Source organism: Asticcacaulis aquaticus (genome assembly GCF_028550415.1).
GTDB classification, from domain to species: domain Bacteria; phylum Pseudomonadota; class Alphaproteobacteria; order Caulobacterales; family Caulobacteraceae; genus Asticcacaulis; species Asticcacaulis aquaticus.
Window position 1 is genome coordinate 12,617 of record NZ_JAQQKX010000022.1, and the last position, 22,302, is coordinate 34,918.

Consider the following 22,302-nt stretch of genomic DNA (forward strand, 5'->3'; position numbering starts at 1 on the left):
GAATACCATGACGATCAGACACGCTACAGGACGGGCGGGGGCGCTGGCTTTCGCACTCGTTTGTACTCTGGGAAGCACATTGGGCGGCACGCCCGCGGCGGCGGCACCCGCGGCACCGGCCCATCCGGCGACGGTCGAGACCGATTTCGCCTCCCTGACCCGCCTGATGACCCAGGCTTCCGAGCAGTTGGACAAGGGCGACACCGAAGGCGCCGCCGACACCCTTCTGGCGGTCATCCGTCACCCGCGCTTTGCCGACCTGCCGCCCGACGGCCACTACGCCACCTTTGCCGCCCTGGCTCTAACCCTGTATGCCAACGGCCAGACTCAGGAGGCCTATGACCGGATGAAGCAGGCCGGTCTGGCCGCGCCCGCCCTGCGCGACGCCGACTACTGGTTCGGCATGGCCGATATTTGCAGCGAACTGAACCGCGAGGAAGAGGCGCTCGACGCCATCATCATCGTGGCGCAGAAATGGCCCGAACCGTTCAGGGCGCTGGAAAGCGAATATGTGTTCAGCCTGCTGACCCGAGCCAAGGCACTGGACGACGGCGGCGCGCGGCGACTGAAGCTGCTGGAGGCGATGTACGCCGGAAAATATGTACCGGAAAATCCGTTCATGCTCGCCGAAGGCCTGTGGTTCGACCTGTTCGATATCTACGTCAACAAGGGCGAGACCGAAAAAGCCGCCGCTCTGGCCCGGACTTTCGTCGAATTCAGCAGTCTGGTCCGTATCCGCATCGACCACCGCTACGCCGCCTTCCGGGCCGCGGCGCCGCTCGACCTGTCCGGGGCGGTAGCGCAGTCGGTGCAACGCGCCCGGGCCCGGACCGAGGCGCATCCCGACCTGATCGAAGGCGTCAATTTCTATGCGCTCGAACTGCTCGACGCCAATCGCCCTGCCGAGGCGCTGAAGGTGATCGACGCGGCACTGAAAAAGGCGCAAGGTGCCAAACCGCCCTTCACCGATCTCGATGAGCATCTGAACTGGGCGCTGGACGCGCGCAACTCGATCCTCGGCAAGCTGGGCCGCTGGAAGGAGGCCGAGGCGGCGCAGGTCAAGGCCCGCGACCACGCCCTGGCCAAGGGCGAGGATATCGTCAGCCAGAAGATCAATCTGGGTGGCTTCTATTATCTTCAGGGCAAGCCCGATCTGGCGCTGGAAGAGGTCGCGGGCGTCGACCTGACCCAGACCAGCCCCTACGGCATCATGGCCGCCGAAGAGGTCCGCGCCTGCGCCTACGCGCAAAAGGGCGAGCCGGACAAGTTGAAAGCCTCGCTCGATTTCATGAAGGGACAGGCGAAGGACGGCTATGGCCCGCTCCGCTCGGCGCTTCTGTGCGCCAACGATCAGGACGCTCTGGCGGCGCTGATCGTGGCGAAGCTGGACGATCCGGATACGCGCGCCGATACCCTGATCGACGTGCAGACCTACCTGCCGGAACCGGCACCGACGCCGATCATGGCCGAACTGGACGCCCGGCGCGCTCACGTCATCGCCCGCCCGGACGTACAGGCGGCGGTGGCCAAGTACGGCATCATCCTGTCACTGCCGACGTTCCGTCCGACGAATTAACGCGGTTCCGGGGGTGCACGCGGAATGAGCCTGAAGCCATATCCTTTAGACGTGCCGTAATTTGGCAGGGTATCGATTAGAATATAATCCGGGTCACCGAAATTTACCGAAATGCCGCTAATGGCCTCCAGCTTTGGATATGGGGTTCGCGAGACAAGTTTGCCGTCCTTGAATTGGTAGACCCCATTCTCGCCCAGAGCCACGAGCCGATCCCCCACTGCCAGCAGGTCGTAGAAGCGCATGTACCGCTCCGGTTCATATCCCGGACGTTCATACAGCACACTGCCTTGACGACCACATAATTTGAGTATGCCCGCTTCGGGCATCATGGGCATCGAAGCCGCCAAGGCAAAACACTCTCGCTGCCAAGGCACATAGGTCATGGCATAGATGTTATGGCACATAATGGAATTGATATTGGAACAGCTATCATCACGTTCGGCCATACCCATAGCTATGGTTTGAGCCGTCTTGCGGTTGATTAAATATAGCCCGGTAGCAAATTCACCGGCATTCAGCCCCGCATACAGATAGTCAGCGTTTTTGAACAAGGCCGTGTTTAATTCACTGGAATCATCTTGAATCTGGATGGGCTTTTCAAGAGTCTGAACCTTCACTTCGCCCTTATGAATTTCGGCGATCCGCTGACGGGTTAAAACCGTTATGGCATCGCCGGTACAGTCCATTCCAACCAAGGGTGCCGGATCATCCGGCAAGTTAGCCTCCGTGCGCCACTCTGAACCTACCTTGCGCCTGAGCACACGCCGGGGACTGTCAGTGACCCCTGTCAGCATCCAAAGCGCGCCGTCCCGCAGACACATATCGCGCCCGCGTTCAGGCAGGGCCTGATCGACACGCACCCCCTTTTCCCGATTGAGGGTCGCAAGCCGTCCCTCATTATCGAGAATCCATACCTGTCCTTCATAATAAAAGGCTCGCTGGATACCGGGCGATTCCGGCGCACTTTGCCGTACAGGCGTATCCGACGGTTCGGCATAATCTGGCGAACATCCAATCAGACCCAACGCCCCCAAAACGCACAGCATGCGCTTCATTCATCCCTCCCCTAAGTCCCGGCAAGTTAGCACGGATGGGTTGACAGCACCACATAACTTGACAATCCGGCCCCTGGCGCTAGGGTCCGGCGCATGGCTATTCGCGCGCTTTTGCACCTCACCGGTTCGCTCAAGGGATATCCCGTCACGGGATCATAGCCCGAAGCCCGGCTGCGCGCTTTCCGGGTTTTGGGACCATCATCGCTGACGGCGGGTGTCCACCCGCCCTTGGCGCGTTTCAGGCGCTCACCCTACCCCTCAAATCCTTCCGCCCGGTGCGCCGCATCCGGGCCTATCGTGGTGTGCCATGACCGCTCAAAAAACCAGACTTCCCGCCATTCAGATCGGCGATGACGACTTCCGCGCACTTGAAGCCCTGACCGGCAGCGTGTCCGGTCCGCTCGCTGCCGCTGCCGAACGGTTGCTCACCGAACTGGAGCGCGCCCGCCGCAAGCCTCAGCATCAAATCCCCGCCACCGTGGTTTCTATGGGCGATCGTATCACGTTCGACCGCAATGGCGTCGAGACCACCGGCACCCTCGTCTTACCGCATGAGGCGGATATCAGCGCCGGACGCCTGTCGGTGCTGACGCCCGTCGGCGCAGCCCTGATAGGTCTGTCGCTCGGGCAGTCGATCGCCTACCGCACGCCCGGTGGCGACAGTCACACCCTGACGGTGCAGGCGATCGACAGGTCTTGATCAGGCCTTGGCCACCTCGACGGCGTAGACGTGGATCGGGCCGTGCATATTGGAGCGGAAGACCAGCCATTTACCGTCCGGCGTGAATTGCAGGTTCGGCTCGGTCGTGTAGGCGTGCTTGCTGAGATTGACGAGCTTCGTCGCCCGCAGCACGCCCGGCCGGACCAGATCGGCGGCATCGGGGGCCGAGACGCCGAGGTCTTCGATGATTTCCGGCGTGAACAGGTACATCCACTTGCCGTCGGGGGCCCTAGCGACCATGTCGGCATCACCGCCGTCACCGGCAAACAGCGTACCATCGCGCGTCACCTGAAAATGCACCGACCATTCGTTGCGTTGCAGGTGATACCAGACGCGCTTGTGCGTCGTCAGGTCGTAGCTGGCCAGCCAGAAGTCCTCGCCGCGCGGGGTTTGCAGGTCGTAGAGGATGCGGTTGCCGTCATAGGCAAAGAACTCGTGCCCGGCGATTTCCATGTTCATGGCGCGTTTGTGGACGTTTTCCTTGCCCGTGCCGTCGGTCTTGATCGTCCAGATACGGTCGACCCCGTGCCACGGCCCTTCGTGACAATACATCAGGCGGTGCGGATCGGCGGGCGAAAACTGCACGTGGTTGAGCCAGTCGGTCGAGGCGGTGACCACCTTGCGCTCACCGGTTTTGATATCGAGCGTGAAGATTTCCATCGGGATGTTCTGCTTGAGCCGCTCGGCCATGCGCACTTCCTTGGCCGCCTGAAAACTCAGCGGCTTGCCGTCCGGGCCGATGGCATTATAGCCGCCGTCGGTGCCGCCGACCTTCGGCCCTGGCTGGAGCTGATATTCGCGCTCGGCCCAGGTCCCGGCCAGAAGCGTATCGTCGGCATTGACCGAGGTGACGTAGCCCTTGATGTCCTTGGCGATGGTGCGGATCTTGCCCGTCGTCATGTCGATGGCGACGATCTCGATACCGGCGCGGCCGGCATCATCGGCGGTCTTGATCACGCCGCCGGGATATTTGCGCGCATAGCAGATGTTTTTGGTGCGCGACACCATCAGCGTGCCATACCCCGCCGGGGTCAGATGACGCAGCTTGCGCGTCGCCAGCTCGACCATCTGGATGCCCGACGGGCTATCGAAGACCAGCCACTTGCCGTCCGCCGTAAAGGCATTGTCGTGGAAATAGAGCGATTTCGAGCCGTCTTCCTCGGACAGGCGCACGATGCGGTGCCCGGTGTCGGGATCGATCCAATCGCGCGGAATGTCCGCCTTAGCCGGAGGCGTTTGCGCCAGAACGGGCGTCGCGAAAGCCGCGGCGGCGGCCCCTAATAAAAACTGTCGCTTATCCACGTCCGGCACTCCCTGAATTACGTATGGTTTCTTGAGAGGCGATAGTATGGGATTATCGTCGCAATTCAATCATGTTCACGCAAAAATGCGCAACACCGCCAATGGGGACCGGCATGACCACACTCGATAAACGTCATCTGCTGGGGGGACTGATCCTCGGCACAGGCATCGGTCTGGTTCTGTCGGGCTGTTCGACGCTAACGGCGTTCAATAATATGACGCCGAAAGATAGCGGGTCGAAGCGCGTGGCGCAGGACGTGGCCTATGGCGATCATCCGCGCCACAGATACGACGTTTACGCCCCGACCGGGAGCAAGCCGGTCAAAGGTTGGCCGGTGCTGATCTTCTTTTTCGGAGGCGGCTGGGAGTCCGGCGACAAGAAGGACTATGCGTGGATGGGTCGGTCGCTGGCGGCGCTCGGCTATCTGGTCGCCGTGCCGAACTATCGTCTCTATCCGGAGGTGGTCTATCCGCGCTTTATGGAGGACGCCGCCAGCGCGGTCCGTCATATCCAGCGCGAAGCCTCGACCTATGGTGGCGATGCCAAGCGACTGGGCGTCATGGGACATTCCGCCGGTGCCTATATCGCCGTCACCCTGGCTCTGGAGGAAAGCTTCCTCAAATTCGATCCCATGGCGTCGAACCCGTTCAGGGTCTGTGTCGGCATCGCCGGCCCCTATGACTTCTATCCCTTCGACGTAAAGGCGGCCATCCAGACCTTCGGCACCTATCCCCGACCGCAGGAAACCCAGCCGCTCAACCACGCCACTCAATCGACGACGAAGTTCCTGCTGCAACACAGCCGCGCCGACACGGTGTGCGGTGTGCACAATTCGGTCAATCTGGATAAGGCGCTGAAAAAGGTCGGCACCTCGTCGACCCTGCAACTCTATGACGGTCTGAGCCATCAGGACTGCGCCGCCGTCTATTCGGTGCCGTTCCGTGGCAAGGCGCCGTTGCGCGCCGATGCGGCCGCGTTTTTGAAGGCGAATCTGTAATTTTGCGCCGCACCCTTTTCAGGCGCGAATTTCCGTGGCACAATATTTCATGACAAATGAAAGCAAAGCGGCACGTCATGCCGAAAATGACGCACACCTCGAAACCCTGACCGCAGGCGAGGCCATCCAGAAGCTCAAAGAGATCTACTCTGCCGCCGTAAAGGCCTTGCAGTCCGATCTTCAGGCCTATCTTTCTGACCGCACCAAACCGTCGAAAACCGCACGCGAAGCGGGCCGGTACTGCTATCCGCGCCTGATCGTGGTGTGGAAGGGCGTCGATGTCGACGAAGACGACGAAGCCCCCCTGACCCACCGCCATCCGGTCGTCAACCGCGCCTTCGCTCGCTTCTCGCGCCCCGGCACCTATTCGTCCTCGATCACCCGCCCCGACCTGTTCGGCGACTCGGTCGAGGAGCAGCTCGAATTGCTGCAAAAAGACTATAATGCCACGATCAGCGTCGGCGTCTCGGATCAGGAAATCCCCTATCCCTACGTGCTCGACGGCGCAGGCCTCGATCTCAACAGCGTCTCGGCCTTCGATCTGGCGCGGCACTTCCCGACGACCGAACTGGCCCTGATCGGCAACGAAGTCGCCGACGGCATGGACCTGCTCGACCCGTCGGGCCATCGGCCTCTGGCCCTGTTCGACGGTCTGCGCACCGACTTCTCGCTGGCCCGCCTCAAGCACTATACCGGCACCCCGGCCGAGCATATCCAGTCCTATATCCTGATGACCAACTATCATCGCTATGTCGATGTGTTCGTCACCTACGCGCTTGAGCAACTCAAGAAACCCGACAGCCCCTATACGGCCCTGTCGTGCTGCGGCGGTATTGTGATTACCAAGGATACGCCGAATCCGCTGGAGCTGATCGCCAATTCGCCCTGGCGCAAGTTCCAGATGCCGTCCTATCATCTGCTGTCCGCCGACCGTCAGGGAATCAGCCTCGTCAATATCGGCGTCGGCCCGTCCAACGCCAAGAACATCACCGACCACCTCGCGGTCATGCGCCCGCATGTGTGGCTGATGATCGGCCACTGCGGCGGTCTGCGTCCCTCGCAAAGCATCGGCGACTATGTGCTGGCCCACGCGTACTTGCGCGACGATCACGTGATGGACAACGTCCTGCCGCGCGAGATTCCGATCCCGCCGATCGCCGAAGTCCAGCAGGCCCTGCAACAGGCCGCCGTCAACATCACCGGTCAGGACGGCGACGCCCTGAAAAAGCGCCTGCGCACCGGGACCGTCGTCACCACCGACGACCGCAACTGGGAGCTTCGTTACTCCTCCTCGGCGCTGCTGTTCTCGCAAAGCCGCGCCGTCGCCATCGACATGGAATCGGCGACTCTGGCCGCGCAGGGGTATCGTTTCCGCGTCCCGTATGGCACCTTGCTCTGCGTGTCGGACAAGCCGCTGCACGGTGAACTGAAGCTGCCGGGTCAGGCCAACCACTTCTATGAGCGTGCCATTGCCGAACATATCGATATCGGCTTTGAGACGATCAACCTGCTACGCAAGGCCGGTGAACGCCTGCACTCACGCAAGCTGCGCGCCTTCGACGAGCCACCGTTCCGCTGATAATATACCTCCCCAACTTGTTGGGGTATAGCGCAGGCGAAAGTATAGCTTTCGCCAAGCGATGGGACCGCACGAACCACGAAGTGGTGAGATGTGGTGGTGGGGGTTCTTGCTTACTTACGACCGCAGATGTGGGAATAAAGTAAGATACCCCACCACCCCTTTGCTGCGCAAAGCGGTCCCCCTCCCCGGCATAGCCAGGGAGGTATAAGTATAGGCATAAAAAAACGCCCAAACCGCGGGACACTCCCGCCGGGTTGGGCGTTCAAGGATACATCTCATGGACCTCCATCCATAGGCCGTTCCCGTCGGACCTGCCATCGATTGCCTAAAGGGTTACATCGACAGCTGGGCCTCGGGGAGAACCTGAGATCAGTATGAGCCTCAACGGCTTAACTAACGAATCAAGTTGTTGTGAGCGTTAAGGCCTTGTTCGTGAAGCCATTTCTCGTTACCCGGAAGCAATGACCGCCCCCGCCCTCACCCATCTGCACGTCCTCAAGCTGCCCTTCATGCCGGCGGATAATCTGTATGAGGCCTTCTTCGAGCAGGATCATGCCGTGGGCTTCCTTTCGGATGGCGGTAAGCTGGGGCGCTGGTCGTGGCTGTGCGCCCATGCCGACGCCATCAGCGTGCTGGAATTCACCGACAAGCGCACGCCCGAGACCGTCCTGCGGGCGTCGATGGCGGTCACCCACTATCAAACCACCGAGATCGCGGGCGATGGCGGCGACCTGCCGCCTTTCACCGGCGGCTTGGTCGGGCTGGCGGCGTTCGAGTTGGGGATGCGGCTGGAGAACCTGCCCCAGCGCCCGTTCCGCATCGAAGGCCGCAATCCGTGGCCGGAGCTGATCTGCCTGCGGTTTCCCGCCCTGCTCGCTTTCGACCATAAACAACGCCGCCTGCTGGCGCTTGGTCGGGGGCGCGACGGCGTCGAAGCCTATAATCGCGCGGTCGGGATGCAGAAACTGCTGCATCAGTGTCTGGCGAAGACGCAACACACCTCGCCCCAGCCGATCATGCGCGGCCCCCTGACGCTGGAAACCGCCGATCAGGTGCATGAAGACAAGGTCGCCAGCCTTGTCCAGCAGATCCACGCCGGCGACCTGTTTCAGGCCAATCTGGCGCGCGGCTGGCAAGGACAACTCAGCGACGGCATGACCATCGGACGCGTGACAAAAGCGCTCGGGCGGCAAGGGGCCAGCCCGTTCGGCGCGGTCTTCCGGCTGCAAAAGCGCGCCATTATTTCCAACAGCCCGGAGCGGTTCATTCGCCTCGATGCCGACGGAAAGCTGGAAACCCGGCCGATCAAGGGCACCCGCCCGCGCGGAAAAACGACCGCCGCCGATGCAGCCTTCGCCAAGGCCCTGATCGCCAGCGAAAAGGACCGCGCCGAAAACCTGATGATCGTCGATCTGATGCGACACGACCTGTCGAAGGTCGCCGAGGTCGGATCCGTGAAGGTCGAGGCGCTGAACGCGCTGGAAACCTATCCCAATGTGCACCATCTGGTGTCGACCGTGACGGCACACCTGCGTCCGGAATGCGACGCGGCGGACGTGCTGCTGAACACCTTCCCGCCCGGCTCGATTTCCGGCGCTCCCAAGGTACAGGCGCTCAAGGTCATTCAGGCGCTGGAAGCCCCGCGCGGACCCTATTGCGGCTCACTGTTCTGGGTCGATGTCGGCGGCGCGATGGATTCGAGCGTGCTGATCCGCACGGCGGTGTGCGAACAGGACGATCAGAACCGCTGGCAGGTGCGCCTGTGCGCCGGGGGCGGCATTGTCGCCGACTCCGAGCCGAAGGAGGAACGGCGCGAGACCGAAACCAAGATGTCGCTGTTGAAGGCCGTCTTTGAGGGGACGGGCTGAACCGTTCGTGATGCCATCCCTCGACAGTCGGCTATTCCAGTCGGCTGCCAATTTTAACGAGCATATCCATACGTTCGTGAAGTATGGCCACGATCAGCATCGGTTGATTTTCCCGGACCAAGCCGAAGATGAAATGATGTTCGCAACGCATGACCCGCAGGCCATCGATCATATCGGAAACGTCTCTGAACCGTCCCCGGCCATCGGCCAGCCGCTCGATAGCCTGTTTCAGTTTTGCCGCATAACGCCGGGCCTGATCGTCACCCCACCTGTCGCGCGAATAACTGACGATAGACCTCAGATCTTCGGCGGCTGACGTCCCAAGAATGAAGGACATCACTCGCCGTGGGGCCTTTTGGCCATCTCTTCCGCTACGATTTCATCGAAGGTATCCGACGTAACGTCGCCGGAAACACCAGCGTCAATCCGCGTCTGGAGGAATGTTTTCAGCTCCGCCCAGGCCTGCGTTTCCTCGTCGAATGAGGGAAGCAGCCGTTCAAGCGCATATTGACGAAGCGTCTTACCCTCAAGTGCCGCCATGGCTTCGAGGGTCTGATGCTGTTGCTCTGAGATATTGATCGTGAGACGACTCATAACCGTGCCCTTTGCCATACCCCACAGTATCACAGATGCGGGCCGCCAGCCATGCACATAACGTATTACGACGCCTTGCGCGTCACCGTCGTGCCCGTGCGTGGGTGGTGGTAATAGGTGTCCTTGAACGTCGAAATGCTCGGCAGGAACTGCGTGAAGGGCGACGTATAGGCATATTCGACTTCGGTCACGATCAGGCTTTCGCCCTGCGGCAACTGGGTCGTCGTAATATTGGTCAATACGTAGTTGTTGGCGTATTTAGTCAGGTTGCGACCGTCGCTCCACTGGACTTCGGCCTTGTTGGCCGTGCTCATCTTGACGCAGCTCAGACGAATCTTGAGCACCGTACCCGTGGTCGTAAACGGCTGCAACATGCTGGTGCCGATGTCGAAGATATCGCTGACATTGGCGTCGGTCAGGCTTTCGGACTGCGCCGCCAGATCGCCGACGGTCGCCGCCAGGTGCGACGTCCGGCGCGAGGCCATCATGCCCAGGGTCAGTTCGGCCAGCCCCAGATACAGCACGATCAGGATCGGCGCGATCAGGGCGAATTCCACCGCCGCGGCCCCGCCCCGAGCCTCCGAGAATGCCTGCGTGAATGTTTTTAGTTTCAGGCGGTTCGCCAGACGTGACAGGCTGATCATCAGAAGGGCTCGTTCCTGAACACGACCTTGCTCGACAAAACGGCGTTGCCGTTCGACAGGGTCGTCATGCCGGTCTTGAGGAACGGCGTGAACATCTTCCACTGATAATAGGCCCGCACCAGCTGGATCTTGCTGCCGCCACCGATGGCATAGCTCATCTTGGTCGAATCGTAGGCGCCGTCCTTGATCGGGGTGGTCGCCTGCGCCGCGAGGGCGAAATTGTCGTAGGTGCGGACATCGACCTGAAGATTGCCGACGCAGCTTGAGCCCAGCCAGCTGATATTGTTGCATATCTTGGTCTTGAAATCGGACAGGGAGGTCGAACTGGTCGTGACGCCCGTGCGGATTTCCCGGGCCGCCTTTTCCGTGGCGATATCGAGCGACACCGACACCAGCACGATCAGGGCCAGTTCGAAACAGGCCATGATCATCATGATAAACGGCATGGCGACCATGGCGAATTCGAGCGCGGTCGCGCCCCGGCGGTCACGCCACAGGGCTTTCAGGCCCCTTAAGGGCTTGCCTGCGTTTGCCGCGCGTGAAATCGAAAGTGCCATGCCGTGCCAGGGTATCCGGTATTATCGGGTAGGTCGGGGCACGAAGGCCCCTTTGGCACCAGCCTAACCGGATCGGGTCAATAGTCCGTTAAGACCCTGATCGTTTCTATATTTTTTAACCTGCCGGCGCCGGGGCGGGCTGGACCACGGCCTCGGATGACGTCCCGGGCGCGGCCTCGCCCTGCTCGACGCAGACGCGCGAACACACCATATTGGTCGGCTTGAGCCCCTTATAGATGGTCACCCCCCCCGTCGCCGGCGAACCGACGGTCACTTCGCCGTCCCAGATCGTGCGCCCGGCCGCATCGGTCACCGTCACCGACGAACGCCCGAACCCGCGACCCACTATATATATAGTCCGCGAGTCGACGACGCTGACGTCGGCGATGGCCGGATTGCCAACGATGACCGAACCGGCCGCCGCGGACAGATTGACACGCGCCGTATGATCCTTTTCGACGATGAGCTTCTGACCGGCCTGGGCCGCGCCCGCCATCATCATTACAGCCCCGATCAGTGGCACTAAAATCTTTGTCGTCTTCATGGTCGGACTCACTTTGTTAAAGCGCTTTAACGCGAACGGTTTCGGCGTCGCCCCTTACATAGCCCGGGACTCATAAGCGTCCGGTTAGGATTAAAGGTAAACAGTAAGTGTTTAAAAATGCTAAACACAGTATTAACGAAAAAATTTTCCTTTATGAATCAATTTTCGACATGATTAATAAAGAGTAAGGTTAATTGAAATTTACAGTAAATCATTGTTAACTATAGAAAAAATTCAAAAAAATATAAAAATTTACTCCGAATTAATCACGACGAACTATTCTGGATACGTGTTCGGGAGCAAGTGAGACGAGTTACTCACCCTCTGAGCTCAAATATACAACTCACTTGCTTATATTAATCCAAGTAACAGGAAACTTCTCATGACCAACCTCATCAAGAACTTCGCCCAAGACGAGTCCGGCGCCACGGCCATCGAATACGGCCTGATCGCTGCCCTGATCGCTGTGGCCCTGATCACCGTGCTCGGCACACTGAAGGGCAGCCTGGTCACGACCTTCACCAAGGTCTCGACCACCCTCGACACCGCCTCGAAGTAAGAGCCTTCGGGTCGACCGGTAAAGGTCGGCGGGCGGCACTTCGCTTCCCGCCGACACCCCCGCAAAAGGTACGGACATGCTGAAGAAGTTTTTCCGCGACCAGAGCGGCGCCACCGCCATCGAGTACGGCCTGATCATCGCCCTGGTGTTTCTCGGCATTTCAACGGCCCTGTTTACCTACGGCGAGCATGTCCAGGGCATGTACACCTATCTCTCCAATTCCGTGGCCGCCGCCAGTAAATAAGCGCCGTCCTGCATATAAAGGAAATCTCCTCATGACCAACCTCATCAAGAACTTCGCCCAAGACGAGTCCGGCGCCACGGCCATCGAATACGGCCTGATCGCTGCCCTGATCGCTGTCGCCCTGATCACCGTGCTCGGCACGCTGAAGGGCAGCCTGGTCACGACCTTCACCAAGGTCTCGACCACGCTCGACACCGCTTCGAAGTAAGCTGCGGCAACGCAAGGCACGGCGTCAGCCGATGCACGAAGGGCCGCAGGTGATCGCACCTGTGGCCCTTTGTCGTCCGCCTGACGGGTTCCGGGCACGCCCAGTAAATAGACCCAGTAAAAGCGTTCGGAAGAGACCGGCCACCGGCCTTTTTCATCCCTTTATCCAGTACGCGTAGCATTCCACTTCCGGGTTTACTGTCTAAAAAGGACATTCAAGATGAAAACGTTTCTCCAGTCTTTCGCCAAGGATGAATCGGGCGCCACGGCTATCGAATACGGCCTGATCGCCGCCCTGATCGCCGTCGCCCTGATCACGGTTCTGGGTACGATGAAAGACAGTCTGGTCACGACCTTCACCAAGGTTTCGACGACGCTGGACACCGCTTCGAAGTAAGACGGCGCCCAAACCGCAAAAGAAGGGTCACGGTTCACGCCGTGGCCCTTTTGCGTGCGCGGCAGTCGGCTCCCACCGACGCCAATGTTAACCAAAAAACAGCTTTCTACCCTTAGAACTCAGGGTCTGTTCACCGGCGCGCGGCGCCTTCGAAAGCTCTCATGTCTCCGATCCTCATCCCGCTTTTGTTCGCCCTGACCTTTCCGGCCTGCCTGATCTGGGCCGCGCTGAGCGATCTCAAAAGCATGACCATCCCCAACCGGCTCTCGATCACCCTGGCTCTGGCCTTTCTCCCGGCGGCGTTGCTGCTGGGCCTGCCGCCGATGATCATTCTGCAGCATCTTGGCATCGGTGCAGCCGGGCTGGCGCTGGGCATCCTCGCCTTCGCTTTCCGGGTCATGGGCGGCGGCGACGCCAAGCTGATCGCGGCGACGGCCCTGTGGTTCCATCCGCAAGGCGTCCTCGCTTTCGGGCTCTATACGGCTCTGGCGGGCGGTGCACTGTCGCTGGTGCTGCTGCTGGGGCGTCAGTTCCTGCAAATCTATACCCCGACCCTGCCGAAGTGGCTGCAAACCCTGCTCAAGCCGAACGGCGACATTCCCTATGGGCTGGCCATCTGCGCGGGCGGGCTTCTGGCCATGCCGCACAGCGATCTTTACCCCTTGTTAGGGTTCTAAAAACCCAGGCGCCAGAACAGCGCAACTTTCGTGCCAGAGAAATCAATCTGAACGCGAAATTCGACTCGTTTTTTAATTAATTCGCCGGTGCGGCGGTTTCTTTAGCCTAACGTTAACCAACGTTAAGCGAAGATTCCCCGCAATTATGAATTGACCTGTCTCACGTTTCCGACCGCGCACGGAAAACTCAAGGGGAACACGCATGAAGGCGTCACGTTACGTCGTAATCGGGATCGCAGCCATCGCCGCCCTGCTGCTGGCCTTTCTGGTCCGTGGCATGATCGGCGGCAATGGCAGCCAGCCGGCCGCCGCCACGCCCGTCGCCGCCGAAGTCCCTCAGGTCAAGGTGCTGGTCGCCGCGCGCGATCTCAAGGTCGGCGAACGCCTGACCGAGGCCGACCTGACGTGGAAGGACTGGCCCGAAAGCGCCGTCACCGCCGCCTATCTCACCGACCGCCCCGTCACCCCGGCGGCCGCCACGGCGGTCAAGTCGCCCGAGGAAACGCCGCAAAAGGTCGAGGCCAAGACGACCGACGCCGCCGGTAAGGCGGTCGAGGCCGCCGACAAGATGCTCAACCCCACCAAGGGCATGGATGCCGTGCTGGGCGGCGTCGTCCGCGAGGAAATTCTGGCCAACGAGCCGATCATCATGCGCAAGGTCGTCCGCGCCGACGAAGGCGGCTTCATGGCCGTCATGCTGGCACCGGGCATGCGCGCCATGGCCGTGCCGGTCAGCGTCGAAAACACGGCAGGCGGTTTCATCCTGCCCGGCGACCGCGTCGATATCCTCGTGTCCGCCGAGGTGCGCAAATCCGACGGGCAGTCGAACTTCGTCGCCCGCCCCGTCCTGCGCAACGTCAAGGTCCTCGCGATCGATCAGGCGGTTCAGGCCAAGGCCGACCAGCCGTCGGTCATCGGCGCCACCGCCACACTGGAACTGACCCCCGAAGACGGTCAGGCTCTGGCGCAGGCCAAGGCGCAGGGCACCCTGTCGCTGATGCTGCGCTCCTATGCCGATGTCGGCGGGCCGTCGGGCCGCGTCGCCGCCCTGCCGCAAAACGCGCCCGCCGACCGCAAGGTCACCGTGATCCGCAACGGCCAGTCGTCGGAGGTTCCGGTTTCCCGATGACCCACGCCCCTATCCGCGACTCCCAAAAACGCGACTTCCAAAAACGCGACTTCATGAGAACGCTTATGACCGCTTCCCCTGCCCGTCGCCGGACGCCCGGCCTGACCGGCCTGCTGATCGGCGCGACCGCCATGATCGCCGGCTCCGTCGTCGCCGAGCCCGTGCCTTACAAACCCGGTGCGGGCGGACACGGCAACCTGTCCGTTCAGACCCAGAACGCCCCGGTGCGTACTCAGGTGCTGAACCTGCCCAAGGGCCGCTCCGCCGTCATCGACCTTCCGGTCGACGCGGCGGATGTTTTCGTCTCGAACCCCGCCGCCGCCGACGCGGTGCTGCGCACGCCGCGCCGCATCTTCGTGCTGGGTGTCGCGCCGGGTCAGTCGGACGCCATCTTCTTCGACGGCACCGGCCGTCAGATCCTCAACCTGTCGATCCGCGTCGATGCCTCCACCGACCAGCTGACCGACACCATCCACCGCCTCTATCCGCAGTCCAAGGTCGAGGCCCAGAGCGTTAACGGCTTCATCATCCTGTCGGGCGTCGTGGCCAATGCCGCCGAAGCCGACGCGATCACGCGTCTGGCCTCGGCCTTCGCGGGCAAGCCGGAAAACGTCGTCAATACGCTGGCCATCGCCGGTAAGGATCAGGTGGCCCTCAAGGTGCGCATCGTCGAGGTCGAACGTTCGACGATCAAGCAGCTGGGCATGTCCGCCGACGTGACCTACAACAGCGGTACGCGCTCCTACTCCTTCGGTCGCGCCAACACCTTCGGCACCAATGGCTCCTATATGGGCGGCACTGGCCTGTGCTACGGCCAGAAGGGTGCCCGGACGACCAACTATTCGACCGGCAGCAATGCCTCGGACAGCACCACCGTCGTCAACGGCGTCAATAACAGCGTCACCAACAGCCTGAGCAATAATAATGTTCAGACGACCCTCAGCGGTTCGGGCGTCAACTACACCAATTCGCTGAACGGCCAGTTCGTCCAGAGCGGCGGCACCAACACGACGACCGTGACCAGCGATTCCACTATCACGGACGGCACCACCAGTTCCAACACCAATACGGTGACCAATGCCGTGACGGCAGCCGCCTCCACCGCCTGGTCGACCATCACCGGCAACAATATCGGCGGCTGTCTTCAGGCCTTCGAGCGCGTCGGTCTGGTCCGCACCCTGGCCGAGCCGAACCTGACCGCCGTGTCGGGCGAAGCCGCCAAGTTCCTGGCCGGCGGCGAGTTCCCGATCCCGGTCTCGCAGGACTCCACGGGCCGCATCACGGTCGAATACAAGCCTTTCGGCGTCGGCCTCGGCTTCACACCGGTCGTCCTGTCGGGCGGTCGCATCTCGATCAAGCTGTCGACCGAAGTGTCTGAGCTGACCAATAACGGCGCCTTCACCTCGGGCACCCTGACCATGTCGGCGCTGAGCGTGCGCCGCGCCGAAACGACCGTCGAGATGCAGTCGGGCTCGTCGCTGATGATCGCAGGCCTGCTGAAATCCGACTATCGTCAGTCGATCGACTCCCTGCCCGGCCTGACCAACCTGCCGGTGCTGGGTTCGCTGTTCCGCTCGCGCGACTTCCAGAACGAAGACAGCGAGCTGGTCATCATCATCACGCCGTACATCGTCAGCCCGACCGATCCGAACGCGTTCCAGACGCCCGCCGACAACCTTCAGATCGCGTCGGACCCGGAGACCATCTTCCTCGGCCGCCTGAACAAGTCTTACAAGCAGAAGCGTGGCGACACGCGCCCGGATCAGGTGGCCGCCGCCCCCTATCAGGCCCCCATCGGCTACGTCATCGAGTAGGTACAGATCATGTCGAACCTTACCCCCGTTCTGCGTCTCGCCGCTCTCGCCCTCACCGGCCTGCCGCTGCTCGCCGCCTGCGCCAGCGACAACAGCGCGAAGCTGGAAGCGCCCCTGCCGACCGAGGCCTACACCCTTCAGGCCCAGTCGCGCAGCGAAGCCATCCACCTCAAGATCAATCCGAAGGGCTTTTCGGAAAATCAGCGCCGCGCGCTGGATCAGATCGCCCGCCGCGCCAGCTGGGACAGCGGCGAAGCCGTCGATGTCCGCATCGTGACCGCCAACGGCCCCGACGCCGTGCGCGCGGGATATGCCGTGCGCGACTACCTGATGCAGCATCAGGTCGAGGCCCACGTCATCGGCTATTCGACCGCCGAGGCCCAGCCCGCCGACGTCGTCAGCATCAGCCTGGTCGAATACCGCGCCGACATTCCGCAATGCGGGCAGAGCTGGGAAAATCTGGGTCGCACCGGCGGCAACAAGGCCTACAAGAATTTCGGCTGCTCCATCACCGCCAATCTGGCGGCGCAGGTCGCCGATCCGCGCGACCTGGCCGGACCGCAAACCGCCACCCCGGCGGATGCCGGACGCCGCGCCGTCGTCATCGACAAGTACCGCAAGGGTGAAGTGACCTCGGCCGCCGACAACGAAGCGGCCAAGGGCACCATCTCCGACGCCATCAAGTGAGCCATAGCATGTCCTCCATCGCTACCCAGCACGATCCTTTCGACAGTTTCGACGACGCGGACGACGGCTTCACGCAGGACTATGGTCCGGTGGGCGGCGATCCCCTCGATCTCGACGATCCGTTCAGCGACCTTGAGCCGCTCAACGCGCGCGACGGCACCGCGCGTCAGGCCCTGACGCCCGCAGCTCTGGTCCATAACGAGCCGCCGGCCCTGCCGGACGGCTTCGGCGGCGACACACTGGGCTCGGTCTCGATCCCGCGCATCGCCATCCACTTCTTCCCCAACGGCGACAGCACGCTGCAGGCCTGCGATACCGCGGCGCTGGATCGCCGCATGGCCCGCGCCCAGTCGCTGGTTCGCCGCGGCGGCATCGAAGAGGCCATCACCGTCTATCGTCAGGAACCGACGCCGTCGCTTATCCTCGTCGAGAGCGATGCGCGTGGCCGCGACCTGCTCGACCAGCTGGGACAACTGGCCGAGGTCTGCGACGCCAATACCAAGGTCGTCGTCATCGGTCAGCACAACGACATCTCGCTGTTCCGCGAACTGATGCGACAGGGCGTGTCCGACTACATGGTCGCCCCGGTGCAGCCCCTGCAACTGATCAAGGTCATCTCGACCCTGTTCAACGATCCGGAAACCCCGTTCGTCGGTCGCGCCATCGCCTTCATCGGCGCGCGCGGCGGCGCAGGCTCCTCGGTTCTGGCGCACAATTTCGCCCACGCCCTGTCCGAAACCATGCAGGCCAATACGGTCATCGCCGACTACGACCTGCCCTTCGGCACCGCCGGGCTCGACTTCAATCAGGACCCGATGCAGGGCATGGCCGACGCGCTCAACGAGCCCGACCGTCTCGACCCGGTCCTGCTCGACCGTATGCTGACGCGCTGCACGGAGCGCCTGTCGCTGTTCTCGGCCCCGGCCTCGCTCGATCAGGACTATCTGGCCGACGACGACGCCTTCGAGGAAGTGACGCGCAAGGTGCGTTCGGTCGCGCCGTTCATCGTCATGGACCTGCCGCACGTCTGGACACCGTGGCTGAAAAAGTGCCTGATCGCCGCCGACGAGGTGGTCATCGTGGCGACGCCGGACCTCGCCTCCCTGCGCAACGCCAAGAACATGATCGAGCTGCTGAAGTCGTTCCGCCCGAACGACACGCCGCCGCGCATCGTGCTGAACCAGACCGACATGCCGGGCCGCCCGGAAATCCCGCTCAAGGACTTCACCGCCGCCCTGGGCATGGAGCCCGTCTGCGCCATCGGTTTCGACCCGAAAACCTTCGGTCAGGCCGCCAATAACGGTCAGATGCTGGCCGAATGCGCCCCGGCGTCGAAGGCGCACGAGGCCCTGATGACCCTGACAGCGGCGATCACCGGTCGCGTCGCGGAGCCGTCCAAAAAACAGTCGAAATCGCTGCTCGGTAAACTTTTCAAGAAGTGAGACCCTAAGTGTTCGGAAAGCGCCCTACGGATTCCAGCGGCAAGCCCATCGGTCTTGCCGACGCCCCCCGCCCCGCCCCCACGGCGGGTGCGCAGGCGGCCGCTCAGGTGCGCCCGCAGGCCCTCAGCGGTGCCACGCCCGCCGCTTCGGCAAAACCGCAACAGCTCAAAGGGGCCCCGCCGCCCGCAGCCAAGCCGAACGCCGACATCGCGACTCGCCCTCAGGGGCAGTCTCTGGGCATGGGGCACGACGCCAAGGCCGAGCCCGCGGTCGAACGCCGCACCGATAAGGGCGCAGCCAAGGGTAATGGCAAGCTGTCGTCCGGCATCGACCAGATGCACAAGGCGCAGGCCGTCACCGAGATCGTCCGCGAACAGTCCGACTACTACCACGCCACCAAGACCGCGATCTTCAACGCGTTGCTGAACACCATCGACCTGTCGCAACTGGCCCAGCTGGACCAGAAGGCGGCGTCGGAGGAAATCCGCGACATCGTCGCCGAACTGGTGACGATCAAGAACGTGTCCATGTCGGTCGTCGAACAGGACGCCCTGGTTCAGGACATCATCAACGACGTCCTCGGCTACGGCCCGCTGGAGCCGCTGCTGGCCCGCGACGACATCGCCGACATCATGGTCAACGGCGCGGGCCGCGTCTTCATCGAAGTCGGCGGCAAGGTGCAGCTGACCAATGTCCGTTTCCGCGACAACGGCCAGCTGATGAACATCTGTCAGCGCATCGTGTCGCAGGTCGGCCGCCGCGTCGACGAAAGCTCACCGATCTGCGACGCCCGTCTGCCCGACGGGTCGCGCGTCAACGTCATCGCGCCGCCGCTGGCGCTGGACGGCCCGACGCTCACCATCCGTAAGTTCAAAAAGGACAAGCTGACCATGCGCAATCTGGTGGAGTTCAACTCCATCAGCCCGGAAGGGGCGCGCGTCCTCGGCGTCATCGGCGCCTCGCGCTGCAACGTCCTGATCTCCGGCGGTACGGGTTCGGGCAAGACGACCCTGCTCAACACCCTGACCGCCTTCATCGACCCGACCGAGCGCGTCATCACCTGCGAAGACGCCGCCGAACTGCAATTGCAGCAGCCGCACGTCGTGCGTCTGGAAACCCGTCCGCCGAATCTGGAAGGACAAGGCGCGATCACCATGCGCGATCTCGTCAAGAACTGTCTGCGGATGCGTCCCGAGCGCATCATCGTCGGCGAAGTCCGCGGCCCGGAGGCCTTCGACCTCCTTCAGGCCATGAACACCGGCCACGACGGCTCGATGGGCACGTTGCACGCCAACTCGCCGCGCGAAGCCGTGTCGCGTCTGGAATCGATGATCACCATGGGCGGCTACGGCCTGCCGTCGCGCACCATCCGCGAAATGATCGTCGGCTCGATCGACATCATCGTTCAGGCAGCGCGTCTGCGCGACGGTTCACGCCGCATCACCCACATCACCGAAGTCCTCGGCCTCGAAGGCGACGTCATCATCACGCAGGACCTGTTCCTGTACGAGATCGAAGGCGAAAGCAAGGACGGCAAGATCATCGGCCGTCACCGCTCGACCGGCATCGGTCGTCCGCGCTTCTGGGACCGCGCCAAATATTACGGCCTTGAGCGTGAGCTGGCCGAAGCGCTCGACGCGTCGGAGTAGTTCCATATGACCTTCGTTCTTATCGCGTTTCTGAGCTTCGTCATCATCGCCTCGATCGGCTTTGTCCTGACCAGCGGTAACAGCGCGTCCGACGTCGCTGCCAAGCGCGCCCAGGCCATCGTCGTCAGTACGCCCAATGCCCGCCGCAAGGGCGGCAAGGCCCAGACCGCCAAGACCCCCGAAGAACGCCGCAAGCAGATCCTGCTGCAACTGAAGGAATCCGAACGCCGCGACCGCAAGGCGCGTCTGTCTCTGGCCGCCCGCATGCTGCACGCCGGTCTGAGCCCCGACGTCAAGAAGTTCTGGATCATCTCGATCGCCATGGGCGTCTTCGCGGCCCTGATCGGGTTTCTGGTCAGCCAGAATCCGTTCATCGCATTGGGAGCCGCCTTCGTCTTCGCCTACGGCATACCGCGCTGGTTCCTCGGCACCCTGGCCAAGGGCCGTATCAACAAGTTCACCGCCCTGTTTCCCGACGCCATGGATATTCTGGTGCGCGGCATCAAGTCGGGCCTGCCGGTCAATGACGGGCTGAAGATCATCGCGCGCGAAATGGGCAAGCCACTGGGGCCGGAGTTCCAGCGCCTCAATGAGAACGTCGCCATCGGCATGGCGCTGGACGGCGCATTGGAAAAGATGTGCGAGCGCATGCCAACGTCCGAACTGCGCTTTTTCACCATCGTCATCGCCATTCAGGCCAAGACGGGCGGCAACCTGGCCGAAGCGCTGGGCAACCTGTCGAACGTCCTGCGCGCCCGCCGGATGATGCGCGAAAAGATCAAGGCCCTGTCGTCCGAAGCCATTGCCTCGGCCTCGATCATCGGCGTCCTGCCGCCGGGCGTCGGCACCATGATCTCGCTGGTCAATCCCGGCTATATCGGCCCGATGTTCACCGACCCGCGCGGCAATTTCATGCTGATGGGCGGCGCGATATGGATGCTGCTCGGCATCCTGATGATGCGCAAGATGATCAACTTCAAGTTCTAGGGTGATATCCAGATGAGAGACCTCGCCCTGTTCATTCTCGATCCGGTCAATCTGATGACGGGTCTCGTGGCCCTGTTCGTCTTCTTCACGGCCATGACGCTGATGAAGTCGGTGACCTCCGGCGACCAGCTCGACAAGCGCATGAAGGCCGTGGCCGCCCGCCGCGACGAACTGCGCCGCCAGTCGCGTCAGGGCATCGTCCAGCCCGGCGCCAACAGCGGGCTGCGTCACACCGACGAAGGCCTGTACAAGCGTATCGTCGAAAAACTGAACCTGAAAACCCTGCTCGAAGACCCCAAGGTCGTCGACAAGCTGGCCATGGCCGGTTACCGCGGCCCCAAGCCCGTCTCGACCTTCTACTTCTTCCGCTTCCTGATGCCCTTCGTGCTGGGGGCCTTCACCACCTTCTACATCTTCGTGGTCAACGATTTCGGTCAGCCGACCAATATCAAGATCCTGATCTGCGTCGGCATGTTCGTGGCCGGTTACTACGCGCCGAACCTCTATATCTCCAACATGGCATCGAAGCGCCGCGCCTCGATCATCGCCGCCTTCCCCGATGCGCTCGACCTGCTGCTGATCTGCGTGGAATCGGGCATGTCGATCGAAGCCGCCATCAACAAGGTGTCGCAGGAAATCGGCTCGGCCTCGATCGAGCTGGCCGAGGAAATGTCGCTGCTGGTCGCCGAACTGTCCTATCTGCCCGAACGCCGCATGGCCTACGAAGGTCTGGCGCGCCGGACCAATCACCCCGGCATCAAGGCCGTCTGCACGGCCATGATTCAGGCCGAAAAGTACGGTACGCCGCTTGGTACGGCGCTACGCGTCATGGCCAAGGAAAACCGCGAACTGCGCCTGTCCGCCGCCGAAAAGAAGGCCGCCGCCCTGCCGGCGCAGCTCACCGTGCCGATGATCGTCTTCTTCCTGCCGGTGCTGTTCGTCGTCATCCTCGGCCCGGCGATCCTCAATGTGATGGACATGAAGAAGTAGGCCGCTCCGCCTCCCGTCAGGTGGGGTAGCTTGCCTCAACGAAAAAGAACATATATAGAACTTAAGCCCGGTTTGTCCG

24 protein-coding genes are annotated in these 22,302 nt (G+C 62.0%); 17 read left to right on the top strand and 7 right to left on the bottom strand.

Annotation, left to right across the window (positions count from 1 at the left end; all coding sequences use genetic code 11):
* Positions 1-7: 7 nt before the first annotated feature.
* Positions 8-1,576, top strand: a complete 1,569-nt coding sequence (locus PQU92_RS17820) for a hypothetical protein (protein WP_272749651.1) — start codon at positions 8-10, stop codon at positions 1,574-1,576.
* Here PQU92_RS17820 and PQU92_RS17825 read toward each other — a convergent pair.
* Complete coding sequence (locus PQU92_RS17825; protein ID WP_272749652.1) at positions 1,573-2,631, bottom strand: hypothetical protein; 1,059 nt, start codon at positions 2,629-2,631, stop codon at positions 1,573-1,575. The two genes, PQU92_RS17820 and PQU92_RS17825, sit on opposite strands and share 4 nt — an antisense overlap.
* A gap of 307 nt (positions 2,632-2,938) precedes the next feature.
* Here PQU92_RS17825 and rnk point away from each other — a divergent pair, with 307 nt between their 5' ends.
* On the top strand, positions 2,939-3,331 hold the full coding sequence (rnk, locus tag PQU92_RS17830) for a nucleoside diphosphate kinase regulator (RefSeq protein ID WP_272749653.1): 393 nt from the start codon (positions 2,939-2,941) through the stop codon (positions 3,329-3,331).
* Here the strand turns inward: rnk and PQU92_RS17835 are convergent, their stop codons facing one another.
* A complete protein-coding gene (locus PQU92_RS17835) occupies positions 3,332-4,654 on the bottom strand; it encodes an oligogalacturonate lyase family protein (protein WP_272749654.1) in 1,323 nt (440 codons plus the stop codon). It lies immediately after the preceding gene.
* Between the two features lie 113 nt (positions 4,655-4,767).
* Between PQU92_RS17835 and PQU92_RS17840 the strand changes: the two genes are divergently transcribed.
* The 3 genes from PQU92_RS17840 (at position 4,768) to PQU92_RS17850 (ending at position 9,102) form a co-directional block, all read left to right on the top strand.
* Positions 4,768-5,652: an alpha/beta hydrolase gene (locus PQU92_RS17840; RefSeq protein WP_272749655.1), complete on the top strand. Its 885-nt coding sequence runs from the start codon at positions 4,768-4,770 to the stop codon at positions 5,650-5,652.
* Positions 5,653-5,701: 49 nt separating this feature from the next.
* Positions 5,702-7,231, top strand: a complete 1,530-nt coding sequence (locus PQU92_RS17845) for an AMP nucleosidase (RefSeq protein WP_272749656.1) — start codon at positions 5,702-5,704, stop codon at positions 7,229-7,231.
* Positions 7,232-7,695: 464 nt separating this feature from the next.
* A complete protein-coding gene (locus PQU92_RS17850; RefSeq protein WP_272749657.1) occupies positions 7,696-9,102 on the top strand; it encodes an anthranilate synthase component I family protein in 1,407 nt (468 codons plus the stop codon).
* A 31-nt stretch (positions 9,103-9,133) separates the two neighbouring features.
* On the opposite strand, the gene PQU92_RS17855 is transcribed toward PQU92_RS17850, so the two are convergent.
* The 5 genes from PQU92_RS17855 to PQU92_RS17875 form a co-directional block, all read right to left on the bottom strand.
* Positions 9,134-9,439: a type II toxin-antitoxin system RelE/ParE family toxin gene (locus PQU92_RS17855; protein WP_272749658.1), complete on the bottom strand. Its 306-nt coding sequence runs from the start codon at positions 9,437-9,439 to the stop codon at positions 9,134-9,136.
* Positions 9,439-9,696 (bottom strand): type II TA system antitoxin, ParD family, encoded by a 258-nt coding sequence (locus tag PQU92_RS17860; RefSeq protein ID WP_272749659.1) that lies wholly within the window; start codon positions 9,694-9,696, stop codon positions 9,439-9,441. The genes PQU92_RS17855 and PQU92_RS17860 overlap by 1 nt, the downstream gene beginning before the upstream one ends.
* A 65-nt stretch (positions 9,697-9,761) precedes the next feature.
* Positions 9,762-10,340 (bottom strand): TadE/TadG family type IV pilus assembly protein, encoded by a 579-nt coding sequence (locus PQU92_RS17865; RefSeq protein ID WP_272749660.1) that lies wholly within the window; start codon positions 10,338-10,340, stop codon positions 9,762-9,764.
* The gene (locus PQU92_RS17870) at positions 10,340-10,897 is read right to left on the bottom strand and encodes a TadE/TadG family type IV pilus assembly protein (protein ID WP_272749661.1); all 558 of its coding nucleotides are present in this window, start codon (positions 10,895-10,897) and stop codon (positions 10,340-10,342) included. The genes PQU92_RS17865 and PQU92_RS17870 overlap by 1 nt, the downstream gene beginning before the upstream one ends.
* Positions 10,898-11,012: 115 nt before the next feature.
* A complete protein-coding gene (locus PQU92_RS17875; RefSeq protein ID WP_272749662.1) occupies positions 11,013-11,441 on the bottom strand; it encodes a pilus assembly protein N-terminal domain-containing protein in 429 nt (142 codons plus the stop codon).
* A gap of 382 nt (positions 11,442-11,823) precedes the next feature.
* Here PQU92_RS17875 and PQU92_RS17880 point away from each other — a divergent pair, with 382 nt between their 5' ends.
* The 12 genes from PQU92_RS17880 (at position 11,824) to PQU92_RS17935 (ending at position 22,223) form a co-directional block, all read left to right on the top strand.
* Complete coding sequence (locus PQU92_RS17880; RefSeq protein WP_272749663.1) at positions 11,824-12,000, top strand: Flp family type IVb pilin; 177 nt, start codon at positions 11,824-11,826, stop codon at positions 11,998-12,000.
* Positions 12,001-12,076: 76 nt separating this feature from the next.
* The gene (locus tag PQU92_RS17885; RefSeq protein WP_272749664.1) at positions 12,077-12,244 is read left to right on the top strand and encodes a Flp family type IVb pilin; all 168 of its coding nucleotides are present in this window, start codon (positions 12,077-12,079) and stop codon (positions 12,242-12,244) included.
* A gap of 31 nt (positions 12,245-12,275) precedes the next feature.
* On the top strand, positions 12,276-12,452 hold the full coding sequence (locus PQU92_RS17890; RefSeq protein ID WP_272749663.1) for a Flp family type IVb pilin: 177 nt from the start codon (positions 12,276-12,278) through the stop codon (positions 12,450-12,452).
* A gap of 219 nt (positions 12,453-12,671) precedes the next feature.
* Positions 12,672-12,848, top strand: a complete 177-nt coding sequence (locus PQU92_RS17895) for a Flp family type IVb pilin (protein ID WP_272749665.1) — start codon at positions 12,672-12,674, stop codon at positions 12,846-12,848.
* A gap of 161 nt (positions 12,849-13,009) precedes the next feature.
* Positions 13,010-13,525 (top strand): A24 family peptidase, encoded by a 516-nt coding sequence (locus PQU92_RS17900; protein WP_272749666.1) that lies wholly within the window; start codon positions 13,010-13,012, stop codon positions 13,523-13,525.
* Positions 13,526-13,727: 202 nt separating this feature from the next.
* A complete protein-coding gene (gene cpaB, locus PQU92_RS17905) occupies positions 13,728-14,654 on the top strand; it encodes a Flp pilus assembly protein CpaB (RefSeq protein WP_272749667.1) in 927 nt (308 codons plus the stop codon).
* A gap of 65 nt (positions 14,655-14,719) precedes the next feature.
* The gene (locus PQU92_RS17910; protein WP_272749668.1) at positions 14,720-16,468 is read left to right on the top strand and encodes a type II and III secretion system protein family protein; all 1,749 of its coding nucleotides are present in this window, start codon (positions 14,720-14,722) and stop codon (positions 16,466-16,468) included.
* 9 nt (positions 16,469-16,477) lie between these two features.
* Positions 16,478-17,155, top strand: coding sequence for a CpaD family pilus assembly protein (locus PQU92_RS17915; protein ID WP_272749669.1), 678 nt, complete (start codon positions 16,478-16,480; stop codon positions 17,153-17,155).
* Between the two features lie 8 nt (positions 17,156-17,163).
* Positions 17,164-18,597 carry a pilus assembly protein CpaE gene (locus tag PQU92_RS17920; protein WP_272749670.1) on the top strand — a complete coding sequence of 478 codons (1,434 nt, stop codon included), beginning with the start codon at positions 17,164-17,166 and terminating at the stop codon, positions 18,595-18,597.
* Positions 18,598-18,605: 8 nt separating this feature from the next.
* Positions 18,606-20,246 carry a TadA family conjugal transfer-associated ATPase gene (locus PQU92_RS17925; RefSeq protein WP_272749671.1) on the top strand — a complete coding sequence of 547 codons (1,641 nt, stop codon included), beginning with the start codon at positions 18,606-18,608 and terminating at the stop codon, positions 20,244-20,246.
* A 6-nt stretch (positions 20,247-20,252) separates the two neighbouring features.
* Positions 20,253-21,233 carry a type II secretion system F family protein gene (locus tag PQU92_RS17930; RefSeq protein ID WP_272749672.1) on the top strand — a complete coding sequence of 327 codons (981 nt, stop codon included), beginning with the start codon at positions 20,253-20,255 and terminating at the stop codon, positions 21,231-21,233.
* A 12-nt stretch (positions 21,234-21,245) separates the two neighbouring features.
* The gene (locus tag PQU92_RS17935) at positions 21,246-22,223 is read left to right on the top strand and encodes a type II secretion system F family protein (RefSeq protein ID WP_272749673.1); all 978 of its coding nucleotides are present in this window, start codon (positions 21,246-21,248) and stop codon (positions 22,221-22,223) included.
* Positions 22,224-22,302: the final 79 nt, after the last annotated feature.